The following is a 13,630-nucleotide window of genomic DNA, read 5'->3' on the forward strand; positions in this document are numbered from 1 at the left end:
CTTAGCTGTCAGTATCCGTGGCTTCGCTATCCTCGTTCTCCGCCTCCGTGTCGCTGTCCGTGCTGTCGGTCTCGGAGCCTTCGGTGGCTTGGGCAGCCGCGGTTTCGGCGACGGCGGCCTCAACCTCGGGCGATACGGCGATGCCAAGCCGCTCGTTGACGGTTTGGACGGTCGTCAGGTCCACGTCCTTGTTCGCTGCCGCGTTGATCGCCAAGGCCGCGTCCTCGATCCGGCCTTCCTCGATCGCTGTCTGGTAATCGGCGATCTGGCCGACGACCGACTCGTCCGCGGCATTCTCCAACGCCGGTTCGGCCGCGTTTACCGCATTCAAGCTGCCGAGGTGGGAGGCGATGGCACCCTGCGAGGCTTTCGCGGGCGGTCCGAGCGCCACACCCGCCGCCGCGGCATTGCCGGGAGCAGCGGCGGCTCCGACACCGGGTGCACTGCCGGGGTTGCCCGGCGTGCCGCTCAGGCCCGGCGCGGACGCCGTTCCCGCCACGCCCGGCGCATCGCCGCTGGCGCCGGGTGCCGCGCCATTGCCTGCGCTTCCGCTAGCGCCTGGCGCTCCATCCGGGCCGTGACCACCGCCGGGACCCTGACCGCCGCTGGCGCCCGGACCTCCGTCTGCTCCGCCGGAGCCGCCCCCGGCACCAGCACCTCCAGCCCCGGCGCCGCCGCCAGCACCTCCGGCGCCACCGCCAGCACCCCCGGCGCCACCGCCAGCACCTCCGGCTCCGCCGCCAGCACCCCCACCAGCGCCGCCTCCGCCCGCGCCGCGGGCCGCGGCGGTCTGCGCCGTGAGGTTCAGGTCGTCGGCGTTGAAGGTTACAGGCGTCACCGCCATGGCAAGGGCAAGCGTGCCGACACTCGCGCCTGCCAGGCAGGCCCGGATCCAGGTACCGTCGGTCATCGTTGGACCTCCGTTCGAACTTGGCATATCCACCACTTTCGCTGTTTGCCGCTATTCAGAGTGGTGGCTATGCGGGTGCTCGTGAACGGTGGCCCTGTGTTCGCTGCGTGAGAAAGACAGGGCACAAGCCGGTCTAGTGCCGGACGGCGACCGCCGAGGCGACAGTCTGAAGCAACTCCAACGCCGCCTGCCCGGCGGCGCCATCGCGGTCGTAGTCAGGGGCATAGGCCGTCACGGCCGCTCCGGCGACCGGAATTCGTTGCGCTATCGCATCGATTAAGCGGCGCACCTGTTGCGGTGAGGGCCCGCCCGGTTCGGCAAAGGGATTGGCGCGGACCGTCCTGGCGTCGTGGACGTCCATGTCGAGGTGCAGATAGACGGCATCGGCGCGCGCGGCCAATGCCTCCAGCGGATCTTCAAGCACGCCCGCGCCGCCATTCCGAAGCGCGTCGCCGGAAACCGACAGGAAGTCGCCCTCCCGAAACAGGGTGTCTTCGGCCGGGTCCAGGGCGCGGGCGCCCACGTGTAGGATACGCTCATCCGGGACAGCCTCGAAACCCGGCAGGCTGCCCGCCAAGGTGCCCCAGCAGCGCCCGGTGCAGACAGCCAGCGCCATGCCGTCCAGGAAGCCGGTCGGGCTGGTCTCCGGCGTGTTCAGATCGCCGTGCGCGTCAAGCCAGACGATTCCCAGGCGCGGCACGTCCGTCAATCCTGTGATCGTGCCGACCGAAGACATGCAATTCCCGGCAAGAACCAGCGGAAACGTCCCGTTACGCCGCGCCCGCGCGATCTCGCCCGTCAGCTTGTGGGCGAGTTCGAAGGCAGTGCCAATTTCGGTCGTGAACGCGGTATCCGCCTCCACCCGCTCCATCGCGACATTGCCGCCGGTGGCTGCTTCCACCGCCTGGGCGGCGCCAAGGCTAACCAGATGCCCCGGCCCACGCCCCATGCGCACCTCGCGGTGACCGGAATCGTAGGGAACCTGGATCAGGGTGACGTCCATGGCCTATATCATTCCGATATCGTATCGTTTTTCGAATCCGCCTTCGCATGCTTGGCTGCCACGGTCTTCCGTCCGGTCGCCGCCTTGGTTTCGGCCACGGGTTCGGTGACTGCCTTGGGCGGTTTCGCAGGGCGGCATTCGGGGTCCGTCAGCACCTCGGCCAGACGCTGTCGGATGCGGCGGATCTTGGCTTCACCCTCGACCTTACCGCCGAGAACGGCCTGAACATAGAAGACGTCGACGACACGCTCCCCGAAGGTCGAGATCTTGGCGCCGTGGATCATGACGTTGAGCCGCGACAGCGCGCGCGTCAGCTCGTACAGTAGGCCGGGGCGGTCGCGGCCGTTGACCTCGATCACCGTGTGGCGGTCGGAGATCTTGTTGTCGATCAGGACGCGCGGCGGCACCTTGAACACCGTATAGCGGCTGGGTAGGCCGCTGCGCCGCTTGGCCAGCTCGTGCATCGGGTTCAGGCGGCCGGCCAGCACGCGCTCGATCACCGAGCTGACGCGCGCCAGCCGGTCGGGCCGGTCGAATGGCCCGCCCTGGGCATCGCGGACCCAGAAGGTATCGAGCGCCATGCCGTTCTTCAGCGTGAAGATACGCGCCGCGCTGATGCTCGCCCCCGCTACCGCCAGCGCGCCGGCGATGCGGCTGAACAGGCCGGCATGGTCGGCCGTGTAGACGATGATCTCGGCGACGCCGCGATAGGTATCCACGCGCGTTTCCACCGTCAGCGGCCGATCCTCGCATTCCGCCCGGCGGATGATGCGGGCGTGGCGCTCGTGCGTGTCGGTATCCCACCCCAGCCAGTAGGAGGGGTAACCGCGCGCCATGTGCGCTTCCAGCTCCTGCGGCGTCCAGTCGGCGAGGCGTTCCGCCAGCGCCTGTTTCGCCCGCTTCACCCGCAGGTCGCGCGCCTCGGCGTGGAAGCCGCCGGCCAGTTCCTCCTCGGTGTGCCAGTAGAGGTCGCGCAGCAGCGCCGCCTTCCAGTCGTTCCAGGTGCCGGGGCCCACGGCGCGGATGTCCGCCACCGTCAGGCACAACAGCAGGCGCAGCCGCTCCATCGACTGCATGTTGGCGGCAAAGTCCTGGATCGTCTTGGGCTCTTCCAGGTCGCGCTTGAAGGCAACAGCGGACATGTCGAGATGGTGGCGCACCAGCCAGGCCGTCGTCTCCACCTCCTCGTCGCTGAGGCCGAGGCGCGGACCGAGCTTGAGGGCGATCTGCTCGCCCACCTCGCTGTGGTTGCCCGCCCGGCCCTTGCCGATGTCGTGCAGCAGCACTGCGAGGTAGAGCGCCCGGCGGGAGTGGACCTTATGGATCGCTTCCGAGGAGATCGGCGTCTCCTCGGCCATCAGCCCCTGCTCGATCCGGTGTAGGACGCCGATGGCGAAGATGGTGTGCTCGTCCACCGTGTAGTGGTGGTACATATTATATTGCATTTGCGCAACGATCCGCCCGAAGTCGGGCAGGAAGCGGCCCAGCACGCCGGCCTCGTTCATCCGGCGCAGCGTCGTCTCTGGATCCTTGGGCGAGGTCAGCATTTCCATGAAAAGCGCGTTCGCCTTCGGGTCGGCGCGCAGCTTGCGGTCGATGCAGCGCAGGCTCTGGGCGATCCAGCGCAGGGCGCGGGGGTGGATGTCGAGGTCGTGCTTCTGCGCGGTGGCGAAGATCTTCAACAGCTTGATCGGCTGCTCGCAGAACACCTCCGGCCCGGAAACGCTGAGGCGGTCGCCCTCCACCTTGAAGCCCTCGACCGAGCGGCGGCGCTTCAGCGTCGGCAGGCGGAAGCGGGCGCGCCGCCGGTGCTCCGCCTCAAGCTGGGCGCAGACGATGCGGGTCAGCTCGCCGACGTCCTTGGCGACCAGGTAGTAGTGCTTCATGAACCGCTCGACCGCCGAGCTGCCGGCGTGGTCGTGATAGCCCATCAGCCCGGCGATCTGCTTTTGCATGTCGAAGGTCAGGCGCTCTTCCGACCTCCCGGTCTGGAAATGCAGGTGGCAGCGCAGCGTCCACAGGAAGTTCTGCGCCTTCTCAAAGCGCTTGGCCTCGTCCTGCGCGAAGACGCCCAGGTCGACCAGCCGCGCGGCGTCGTCCACGCGGTAGACGTACTTGGCGATCCAGAACAGCGTGGAGAGGTCGCGCAGGCCGCCCTTGCCCTCCTTGATGTTCGGTTCGAGCTGATAGCGGGAATCGCCCAGGCGCTTGTGGCGCTCGTCGCGTTCGTGCAGCTTCGCCTCGATGAACTGCGCGGCCGTGTCGGCCTGCACCTCGCTTTCGTAGCGTTCGCGCAGTTCCTGATAGAGCGCGTGGTCGCCCCAGATCCAGCGGGCTTCGAGAAGGTTGGTGCGGATGGTGATGTCGGCCTTCGCCTGACGCAGGCAGTCGTCGACCGAACGGGTGGCGTGGCCCACCTTGAAGCCCAGGTCCCAGAGGAAATACAGCATCTCCTCCACCACCTGCTCGCTGCGGGGCGTCATCTTGTAGGGCAGCAGGAACAGCAGGTCGATGTCGGAATGCGGCGCCAGTTCGCCCCGGCCATAGCCGCCGACGGCGACAAGGGACAGCCGCTCTCCCATCGAGGGGTTGGCCAGCGGGTACAGCCGGAACGACGCATGGTCGTGCAGCACGCGCAGCAGCTCGTCCACCAGATAGCAGGTGGCGCGCATGACGGAGGCGCCGGAGACCCCTTCGTCGTAGAAGCGCCGGCGGATCTCCGCGCGCCCGGCCTTCAGGTGGCGTTTCAGGATGTCGAGCACGACCGTCCGTCGCGCGTGATCCGGCTGCGACTCCAGGTCGAGACCGGCCAGTTCGGCTTGCAGCGCCGCCCTGTCGAGCACCGCGTGCGGGGTGCGCAACTGATGCTGTGTCGGCGGTTCGAGGAGGCCTGTATCCATGACGCTGTTAGATCGCGGTCCTGTCGCTTTCGTGCAACCCGTTACCAACCGGATTTTCGCATATGATGGCACGCGGCGGGGCGGAACTTGAACAGCCCGCCTTCGCCGAATGCCGATTCGATTTAGGCGCACCCTGTCACGGCGCGGCGGCGACGCTTATCTGATGCACATGCGCGCAGTCATTCTCATGCTTGTCGTCACCCTCGTCGCGGGCACCCTCGCGGGCTGCGGCGGCCGGGCGGAGCCGCCGCCCTACCCCAGCGTGCGCGCGATGCGGGTGGACTACGCCACCATCGAGGTTCGCGTCAGCGACCTCACCCCTAGCACCCAGGTCGGCGACATCCGCCTCGTCGCCCCCGATGGACGCACCTTCGAGCCAGAGAGCCGCCGCACCGTCCGCGGCATCGCGGCAACCAGCGAGCGCCCGGCCGTCGGCGTCGGCGCGACCGGCGGCTCGGAAAGTGGCGTCGATCCCTCGATCTCGCTGTCGCTGCCGCTGACGAACTGGTCGTGGTTCCGGACCGAGGAACGCGACATCCGTGCCGTCGTGGCGCGCATCCCCGTGCCCGGGGACTACAGCGACGCCGACGAAGGCTGGCATGTCCAGGCGGAACTGATCGACGCCGCCGGGGTGGGGCGGACGCGGCACACGCCGGTGCGATAACGACCGCCTTCCGTGCCGACCCTGCTGCCGTTCGGGTGCCGCATGCGCACCGACTGCCGCACGGTGCGCCCCCTTCGTCCCGTCCTTCTCTGCCAAGGCCGGGGATCGAATTTTCTTCTTCCGTCGAACGGGGATGGCGATATTGGCCGACGCGCGTCTGGCCTGCCGGAAGCGGCCGCGCTATTGTCCCCGCCATGCGAAGCAAGGACGGTCAGCAACGGCGCTTTTCCGCGGGTGACATCGCCTCCTTCGGGCAGCGCGACATCCCCGCCGGCGAGAAGGCGGGCATGGTGCGCGGGGTCTTTACCTCGGTCGCGCGCAACTATGATCTGATGAACGACCTGATGTCGGCGGGCGTGCATCGTCTGTGGAAGGATCGGATGATTGCCGCGCTTCGCCCGCGGCCGGGAATGTCGGTGCTCGACGTCGCCGGCGGCACGGGGGACATCGCCTTCCGCATCCTGGACCGGACACACCACCGGGCGAACGTCTTCGTCTGCGATATCACCGAGGACATGCTGCGCGTCGGCCGCGACCGGTCCATCGACCGTGGCCTGGTGGACGGCCTGGCCTGGGTCTGCGGCGACGCGCAGAGCCTGCCGGTCGCCAGCCGCAGTGTCGATGCCTTCACCATCGCCTTCGGTCTGCGCAACGTCACCCATATCGAGAAGGCGCTGGGTGAGGCATACCGCGTCCTGCGCCCCGGCGGCCGCTTCCTGTGCCTGGAATTCAGCCAGGTGGTCCTGCCGGCCTTGTCCGAGCTTTACGACGTCTATTCGTATGCTGTCCTGCCGCGCCTGGGTCAACTGGTCGCGCGCGACCGCGAGAGCTACCAGTATCTCGTGGAGTCAATCCGCCGCTTCCCGCCGCAGGAGGACCTGGCCGGGCTGATGCGCGACGCCGGATTCGGGCAGGTTGGCTACACCAACTATTCGGGCGGTATCGCCGCCCTGCATTCCGGCTGGCGCCTCTAGCGCGATGTGGCGAACGATCCGGTCCTTCCTGCGCCTGCTGGCGATCGCCCGCGCCCTGGCCCGCCACGACGCGCTGGCCCCGCTGGAGCTTGCCGGCATCGCCAGGCCGGTGGTGCAGCTCGCTCGACTGGTGTCGCGCCGCCGGGCAGAGGGCCGGCCCGGGCAGAAGCTGGCGCGCGCCCTGACCGACCTGGGGCCGTCGTTCATTAAGCTGGGCCAGTTCATGTCCACCCGCGCCGACCTGATCGGCGAGGAGGTGGCGCATGACCTGGCCGAGTTGCAGGACCACCTGCCGCCGTTCGAAAGCGCCGAAGCGCGGCGTATCGTGGAGGACGAACTGGGGCAGCCGATGGCGGTCCTGTTCGCCCGCTTCGACGAAGTTCCGCTGTCCGCCGCGTCCATCGCGCAGGTGCACCTGGCCGTCACCGCCGAGGGCGAGGAGGTCGCGGTCAAGGTGCTGCGCCCCGGCGTCGAGGCCGCTTTCGAGCGGGATCTTGCGCTGTTCTACTGGCTGGCCGAGCTGGCGGAACGGGCCAGCGCGCGGTTCCGCCGCTTGAAGCCGGTCGCCCTCGTCCGCCTGTTCGAGGAACAGGTGAAGATCGAGATGAACCTCTCGATGGAAGCCGCGGCGGCAGACGAGCTGGCGGAGAACTTCGCCGGCGACACCACTTACAACGTACCGCCGGTGGACTGGCAGCGGACCTCGCGCCGGGTCCTGACGGCCGGGCGCGTCGGCGGCATCCCAATGGACGACCGCGACGCGCTGATCCGGGCCGGTCACGATATCGACGCGGTGCTGGAAAAGGCGGCCAACATCTTCTTCAAGCAGGTGTTCCGCGATGGTTTCTTCCACGGCGACCAGCACCCCGGCAACATGTTCGTCGACACGCAGGGCAACATCGTCGCCGTGGATTTCGGCATCATGGGGCGGCTGGACCGGCAGACGCGCTATTTCCTGGCGGACATGCTGCTGGCGCTGCTGGACCGTGATTATCAGCAGCTTGCCGAGGTTCACGTGGAGGCCGGCTACCTGCCCAAGCCGACCGCCGATACGCCGCCGCTGCCGGTGTTCGCGCAGGCCTTGCGTTCGGTATCGGAGCCGATCTTCGGCAAGCCGCTGCACGAGATCTCCTTCGCCCGGCTACTGGGCCAGCTTTTCCAGCTCAGCGAATCGTTCGACATGGAGGTGCAGCCGCAACTTCTGCTGCTGCAGAAAAACATGATGATGGCAGAGGGCGTGAGCCGCTCGCTGCGCCCGGAACTCAACACCTGGACGCTGGCCCAGCCACTGATCGCCGAGTGGATGCGCGAGAATCGCGGCCCCGAGGCGCGGGTGCGCGAGGGCGCCGAAAGCCTGCTGCACATCGCCCGGCGCTTGCCGGAGACGCTGGAGCGGATCGAGACCATCGTCGAGGATGTGCAAAGCGGCGGCCTGCGCCTGGATGCCCGGGCGGCGCGGGCCTTAGGCGGCGGGCGCGCGAACGGCTGGCTGAAGCTTGCCTTGGGCGTCTCCGCCACGGCGCTTGCGCTTGGCGCGGCGGCACTTGCCGTCGCAATCGTGTGAAAATGTGCACAAGACTTGCCTCATTCCGCGTGCGCCCTTACGTTATCTACGGTCCCTAACCGTGAAATGCGACGCTGGGTTTAATGCTGGCAGGCAAACGCATACTGCTGGTCGTGTCGGGCGGCATTGCCGCCTATAAGGCCCTGGAGCTGATACGCCGCCTGCGCGAACAGGGCGCGGCCGTACGCTGCATCCTGACACGTGCCGGGGCCGAGTTCGTCACGCCGCTGTCGCTGCAAGCCCTCAGCGAGGACAAGGTTTACGGCGAGCTGTTCTCGCTGACCGACGAGTCCGAGATGGGGCACATCCAGCTTTCGCGGGACGCGGATCTTTTGGTGGTTGCGCCGGCCAGCGCGGACATCCTGGCAAAGATAACGCATGGCATGGCCGACGACCTCGCCACCACGGCGCTGCTGGCAACCGACAAGGACGTGCTGGTCGCCCCGGCCATGAACGTGCGCATGTGGGAACATCCGGCGACACAGGAAAACCTGGCCACGCTGCGCCGCCGGGGCGTGCACGTGGTGGGGCCGAACGAGGGGCCGATGGCCTGCGGCGAGTACGGCTTCGGCCGCATGGCGGAGCCGGCGGAAATCCTGGCTGCCATCGGAAGCTATTTCGGCGCCGACGCGCCCCTGGCGGGACGCAAGGCGCTTGTCACCAGCGGTCCGACGCACGAGCCCATCGATCCGGTGCGCTACATCGCCAACCGCTCGTCCGGCCGGCAGGGGCACGCCATCGCGGCCGCGCTGGCTCGGCTCGGCGCGGCGACGACGCTCGTCACCGGTCCCACACAGCAGCCCGACCCGCCGGGCGTCACCGTCCGGCATGTGGAGTCCGCTCGCGACATGCTGGCGGCCTGCCAGGCGGCGCTGCCGGTGGATGCCGCGGTGTGCGCCGCCGCGGTCGCCGACTGGCGCGTGGCCAGTGCGGCCGACCAGAAGATGAAGCGGGAGGGGCACGACGGCCTCAAGCTGGAGTTCACGCAGAACCCCGACATCCTGGCGACATTGTCCGAGGTGGGTAACCTGCGCCCCCGACTCGTCGTGGGCTTCGCGGCGGAGACCGAGAACGTCATCGACCACGCCCGGGCGAAACGCGCCCGCAAGGGCTGCGACTGGATCGTGGCGAACGATGTCTCGCCGGCCACGGGCACCTTCGGCGGCGCGGAGAATACCGTCCACCTCATCGTGGATGGCGCAAGCGAGCCGGAAACCTGGCCCCGGATGAGCAAGGCGGACGTAGGCGAGCGCCTGGCCCGCCGGATCGCCGACCATCTTATACAGCCAGCGGCAGAGGCCTCCTCGGCATGAGCACGGGCGAGGTCGATGTCCCGATAACGCGGCTGCCCCATGCGGAGGACTTGCCGCTGCCCGCCTATGCCACCGCGCACAGCGCCGGCGTGGATCTCCTGGCCGCCGTCGATGCGCCGCTTGAACTGGCGCCGGGCCGCCGCGCGCTGGTCGGCACGGGTATCGCCCTGGCACTGCCCGAAGGCTACGAGGCGCAGGTCCGGCCGCGCTCGGGCCTGGCACTGAAGTCGGGCGTCAGTGTCCTGAATGCGCCGGGCACGATCGACGCGGATTATCGCGGCGAAGTCGGGGTCATCCTCATCAACCTGGGCGAGGAAACCTTCACCGTGCGCCGCGGCGACCGGATCGCACAGCTTGTCGTTGCACCTTACACGCGGGCGCACTGGCGGCCCACGGCTCGGCTTGACGAGAGTTCGCGCGGCAGCGGCGGCTTCGGTTCCACCGGGATCGCGCAAGACGGCCGCGTCCAGGACGCGGCCGTCGCAACGAACCGCAAGGAGTAGTGAAAGAAGTCCGATGCTGCGATTGTCAAAAAAGCTTCTCTTCGCCATCGAGGCGGTGGTCGACATAGCCTACAACGCCGGGCCCGGTCCGGTGCGTTCCAGCGAGATCTCGCGACGGCAAGGCATCCCCCGCCGTTATCTGGAGCAGGTGCTGCAACAGCTTGTCCACCACGGCATCCTTGCCGGCCAGCGCGGGCCGCGCGGCGGCTATCGTCTGGCGCGGGAACGGCGGCGGATCACCGTCGGGGAGATCATCCGCATCGTCCGGCAACTGGAAGGCGCCAACGACCCGGCCAGCGAATCGGGGGGCAGCGAGATCGGCCAGCAGGTTGTCCGCCCGATCTGGCTGGAAATCCAGCAGGAGATGATGGAGCGCTTCGACCGCATGACGGTCGAGGAACTGTGCGAGCGCGCAAGGAACAAGGGGATCAAGTCAGAGGCGGCACAGGTGCCGGACTTCTCCATATAGGGAAGCGGCAAGTCCCCTTTGGACGTTCCCGGCATATTTCCTTTGATCGGGAAGGGCTTGCCGGATTAAATCCAAAGCGTCGCCGTAGAATTAGCTGTGCTTGGGAGTAACCGCGATGACGCAAGCCGCCAGCGCAAAGGGGTCGAGCCCCAGTGAGTGCCCGTCCGAGTTCCGGGGGCGGATATACGAGTCCGTGCTGGAGACGATTGGGGCGACCCCGCTGGTGCGGATGCCGCGCCTCGCCGAGCGCTACGGCGTCAAGGCGGATCTGCTTGGCAAGTGCGAGTTCTATAACCCGCTGTCCTCGGTGAAGGACCGCATTGGCCTCGCCATGATCGAGGCGCTGGAGGCCGAGGGCAAGCTGGGGCCGGACAGCGTCATCGTGGAACCGACCTCGGGCAACACCGGCATCGCGCTTGCCTTCGTCTGCGCGGCCAAGGGGTATCGCCTGATCCTGACGATGCCGGAAACGATGTCGGTGGAACGGCGCAAGATGCTGCGCTTGATGGGCGCCGAGCTGGTGCTGACCGACGGCGCGCACGGGATGCGCGGCGCGGTGTCCAAGGCCGAACAGTTGCTGAACGACCTGCCCAAGGCCGTGATGCCGCAGCAGTTCCGCAACCCCGCAAACCCGGAGATTCACCGCCGCACCACGGCCGAGGAGATCTGGAAGGACACCGACGGCGGTGTCGATTACGTCATCTCCGGCGTTGGCACCGGCGGTACCTTGACCGGCGTCGGCTCGGTCCTGAAGCCGCGCAAGCCGGGGCTCCAGATGATCGCGGTGGAGCCGGAGGACAGCCCGATCCTTTCGGGCGGGCAGCCAGGCCCGCACAAGATCCAGGGCATCGGTGCCGGCTTCGTACCCGAGACGCTGGACTCCGCCCTGATCGACGATGTCATCCGCATTGGCAACGACACCGCCTTCACCACGGCGCGCGAGGCGGCCGCCATGGAGGGCCTGACCGTCGGCATTTCCTCGGGCGCGGCGATTGCCGCCGCGATCGAGCTTGGCCAGCGTGCCGACATGGCCGGCAAGATGATCGTCACTATCCTGCCTTCCGGCGCGGAGCGCTACCTCTCGACGCCGCTGTTCGAGGGCATGTAGCGGTGGAAAGGCGGCCCGAGCGGGCCTACGTCTGAATCATGGATCTTACCGACGAACAGATCGAGCGTTACGCACGCCACCTGGTCTTGCCGGAAATCGGCGAGGAAGGGCAGGAACGACTGCTTGGTTCCGCCGTGCTGGTCGTCGGCGCCGGTGGGCTGGGCGCGCCGCTGCTGACATACCTCGCCGCTGCCGGCGTCGGGCGGATCGGCGTGATCGACGACGACCGCGTGGACCTGTCCAATCTACAGCGGCAGGTGATTCACGACACCGAATCCGTCGGACTTCCCAAGGTCGAAAGCGCGCGCCGCCGCATGGCCGCGATCAATCCCGAGGTGACGGTCGAAACGCACGACCGGCGGTTAACGCGCGCAGGCCTCATCGAGTTGATCCAACGCTATGATGTCGTGGCTGACGGTTCCGACAACTTCGCGACGCGTTACCTGTTGAACGACGCCTGCTATCTGGCCCGGCGGCCGCTGGTATCGGCGGCGATCATGCGCTTCGACGGGCAGCTATCGACCTACAAGGCCTATGAAGCGGGGCCGTGCTATCGCTGTGTCTTCGGGCCGCAGCCCGCCGCGGACCCTAAGCAGTCCTGCGCGGACGTCGGTGTCTTGGCGATGCTGCCGGGGGTGATGGGCACGCTGCAGGCGACCGAGGTTGCCAAGGAGCTGCTTGGCATCGGCGATGGGCTGGTCGGACGGCTTGTGCTTTACGATGCGCTGTCCGCCGAGGTGCGGAAGATCAAGACGCCGCGCGATCCCACCTGCGCGCTGTGCGGCGAGACGCCGACGATCCGCGACCTTGCGGCCGTCGACTACGGCGACGCGCGCATCTGCGCCGCCTGAGAGAGTCCGGCTCTCGACGCTTCCCCCATGCTATGCGGGAGATGGGCTCTTCGCCCGATCCAGGGCCTGTGCCAGGGCCTTCGCGAAATCCAGCCGCTCTTCCGCCGTCAGAAACGAGCCGATGGTGATGGACCGCCCGTGCGAGCGCAGCGTGATCTGGCTTTCGTGCCTGGGCGGATCGTCCATCAGCACCTGTAGCCAGGCCGGCTGAAACTGCCATCGCTGCTTGTCGCCGCGCGGGCTGATCCGCTCCACCAGCAGATCGTCGCGTGTCAGACGCACGGTTTCGTACATCCGCGCGGCCCTGAAGTTGATTTTGAAGGCGGCATAGATCAGCAGGACGTCCAGCCCCATGAAGCCGACGACTGGCCAAGCCCCCATCAGGAAAAACCCGAAGCCCGCGAAGAAGCTGATCGCACACACCGCCGACATCAGCGTGACGAAGCCGCGCACTGACAGCGAGCGATGCGGTGTCAGGATCGCGTCGAAGAGAACCGGATCGTCGATGGCATAGGCGCCGTCGTGCGCGTGCGCCTCGACGCCTTCATGGCGCGGGTGGTTCATGGCGCGTTATGATATGGGAGTGTTGTGCGTCCGGTAAAGGCGATCGGCCTAATCATTGCTTCGGCGAACGGCGCCGCTAAACTACGCCGCATCATGGCCGAGTCGCTTTTGAAACCCGCCGAGATCGCAACCTTCTTCGACCGTCTGGCGGCTGCCCTGCCGGAGCCGAAGAGCGAGTTGCAGTACACGAATCCCTTTACGCTGCTCGTCGCCGTCGTGCTCTCCGCGCAGTCGACCGATGTCGGCGTCAACAAGGCGACGCGGGCGCTGTTCCAGACCGCCGACACACCCCGGGCGATGCTCGAACTTGGCGAGGCGGGCATCAAGGAGCATATCCGGACGCTCGGCTTGTTCAATTCCAAGGCGAAGAACGTCCTGGAGCTTTCGCGGATTCTCGTCCGCGATCACGGCGGTGAGGTTCCGCGCGACCGGCATGCGCTGGAGCAACTGCCCGGTGTCGGCCGCAAGACGGCCAACGTCGTGCTTAACGTCGCTTACGGTGAGCCGACGATTGCCGTGGATACGCACATCTTCCGGGTTTGCAACCGCACCGGGCTCGCCCCGGGGAAGACCGTGCGGGCCGTCGAGGATCTGCTGGAAACCGTCGTGCCGGAGAACAGGAAGCTGCACGCCCACCACTGGCTTATCCTGCACGGACGCTATACCTGCAAGGCGCGCAAGCCGGACTGCCCCAACTGCGTGGTGCGGGACATCTGCCGTTTTACCGAAAAGACCACGGCCAACGCCGCCCCGCCGCGAGCAGCGAACCGGAAGGCGGCGGAGTAAACCGGGGCGCCGCTTCGCGCT

General features: G+C 67.5%; 14 protein-coding genes. 9 read left to right on the top strand and 5 right to left on the bottom strand.

What is annotated here, in order from left to right:
* Window position 1: 1 nt before the first annotated feature.
* The 4 genes from DRB17_RS20400 to DRB17_RS02650 all read right to left on the bottom strand — a co-directional run bounded on the left by DRB17_RS20400 (window position 2) and on the right by DRB17_RS02650 (window position 4,813).
* Entirely contained in the window at window positions 2-499 is a 498-nt protein-coding gene (locus DRB17_RS20400) for a hypothetical protein (protein ID WP_114580614.1), read from the bottom strand.
* Entirely contained in the window at window positions 469-753 is a 285-nt protein-coding gene (locus DRB17_RS20455) for a hypothetical protein (RefSeq protein ID WP_193725719.1), read from the bottom strand. Before DRB17_RS20455 ends, DRB17_RS20400 begins: the two co-directional genes overlap by 31 nt.
* Before the next feature lie 290 nt (window positions 754-1,043).
* Window positions 1,044-1,913 (bottom strand): arginase family protein, encoded by an 870-nt coding sequence (locus DRB17_RS02645; protein ID WP_114580616.1) that lies wholly within the window; start codon window positions 1,911-1,913, stop codon window positions 1,044-1,046.
* Between the two features lie 8 nt (window positions 1,914-1,921).
* The gene (locus DRB17_RS02650; protein ID WP_114580617.1) at window positions 1,922-4,813 is read right to left on the bottom strand and encodes a [protein-PII] uridylyltransferase; all 2,892 of its coding nucleotides are present in this window, start codon (window positions 4,811-4,813) and stop codon (window positions 1,922-1,924) included.
* Window positions 4,814-4,976: 163 nt separating this feature from the next.
* Here DRB17_RS02650 and DRB17_RS02655 point away from each other — a divergent pair, with 163 nt between their 5' ends.
* From DRB17_RS02655 to DRB17_RS02690, 8 genes are all read left to right on the top strand, one after another.
* Complete coding sequence (locus DRB17_RS02655; RefSeq protein ID WP_147274780.1) at window positions 4,977-5,477, top strand: hypothetical protein; 501 nt, start codon at window positions 4,977-4,979, stop codon at window positions 5,475-5,477.
* A gap of 194 nt (window positions 5,478-5,671) precedes the next feature.
* Window positions 5,672-6,451 (top strand): bifunctional demethylmenaquinone methyltransferase/2-methoxy-6-polyprenyl-1,4-benzoquinol methylase UbiE, encoded by a 780-nt coding sequence (ubiE, locus tag DRB17_RS02660; RefSeq protein WP_114580619.1) that lies wholly within the window; start codon window positions 5,672-5,674, stop codon window positions 6,449-6,451.
* Window positions 6,452-6,455: 4 nt separating this feature from the next.
* A complete protein-coding gene (ubiB, locus tag DRB17_RS02665; RefSeq protein WP_114580620.1) occupies window positions 6,456-8,015 on the top strand; it encodes a 2-polyprenylphenol 6-hydroxylase in 1,560 nt (519 codons plus the stop codon).
* 83 nt (window positions 8,016-8,098) lie between these two features.
* A complete protein-coding gene (coaBC, locus tag DRB17_RS02670; RefSeq protein WP_114580621.1) occupies window positions 8,099-9,328 on the top strand; it encodes a bifunctional phosphopantothenoylcysteine decarboxylase/phosphopantothenate--cysteine ligase CoaBC in 1,230 nt (409 codons plus the stop codon).
* Window positions 9,325-9,831, top strand: a complete 507-nt coding sequence (gene dut / locus DRB17_RS02675) for a dUTP diphosphatase (protein WP_114580622.1) — start codon at window positions 9,325-9,327, stop codon at window positions 9,829-9,831. Before coaBC ends, dut begins: the two co-directional genes overlap by 4 nt.
* A gap of 13 nt (window positions 9,832-9,844) precedes the next feature.
* Window positions 9,845-10,300, top strand: coding sequence for an RrF2 family transcriptional regulator (locus DRB17_RS02680; protein WP_114580623.1), 456 nt, complete (start codon window positions 9,845-9,847; stop codon window positions 10,298-10,300).
* 115 nt (window positions 10,301-10,415) lie between these two features.
* Window positions 10,416-11,408: a cysteine synthase A gene (gene cysK, locus DRB17_RS02685; protein WP_114580624.1), complete on the top strand. Its 993-nt coding sequence runs from the start codon at window positions 10,416-10,418 to the stop codon at window positions 11,406-11,408.
* Between the two features lie 38 nt (window positions 11,409-11,446).
* On the top strand, window positions 11,447-12,259 hold the full coding sequence (locus DRB17_RS02690) for a HesA/MoeB/ThiF family protein (RefSeq protein WP_114580625.1): 813 nt from the start codon (window positions 11,447-11,449) through the stop codon (window positions 12,257-12,259).
* A 30-nt stretch (window positions 12,260-12,289) separates the two neighbouring features.
* Here the strand turns inward: DRB17_RS02690 and DRB17_RS02695 are convergent, their stop codons facing one another.
* A complete protein-coding gene (locus DRB17_RS02695; protein WP_114580626.1) occupies window positions 12,290-12,823 on the bottom strand; it encodes a DUF2244 domain-containing protein in 534 nt (177 codons plus the stop codon).
* A gap of 93 nt (window positions 12,824-12,916) precedes the next feature.
* On the opposite strand from DRB17_RS02695, the gene nth reads away from it, so the two are divergent.
* A complete protein-coding gene (gene nth, locus DRB17_RS02700; RefSeq protein WP_114580627.1) occupies window positions 12,917-13,609 on the top strand; it encodes an endonuclease III in 693 nt (230 codons plus the stop codon).
* Window positions 13,610-13,630 lie beyond the last annotated feature (21 nt).

The organism is Ferruginivarius sediminum (assembly GCF_003344765.1).
Classification (GTDB): Bacteria; Pseudomonadota; Alphaproteobacteria; order Kiloniellales; family Rhodovibrionaceae; genus Ferruginivarius; species Ferruginivarius sediminum.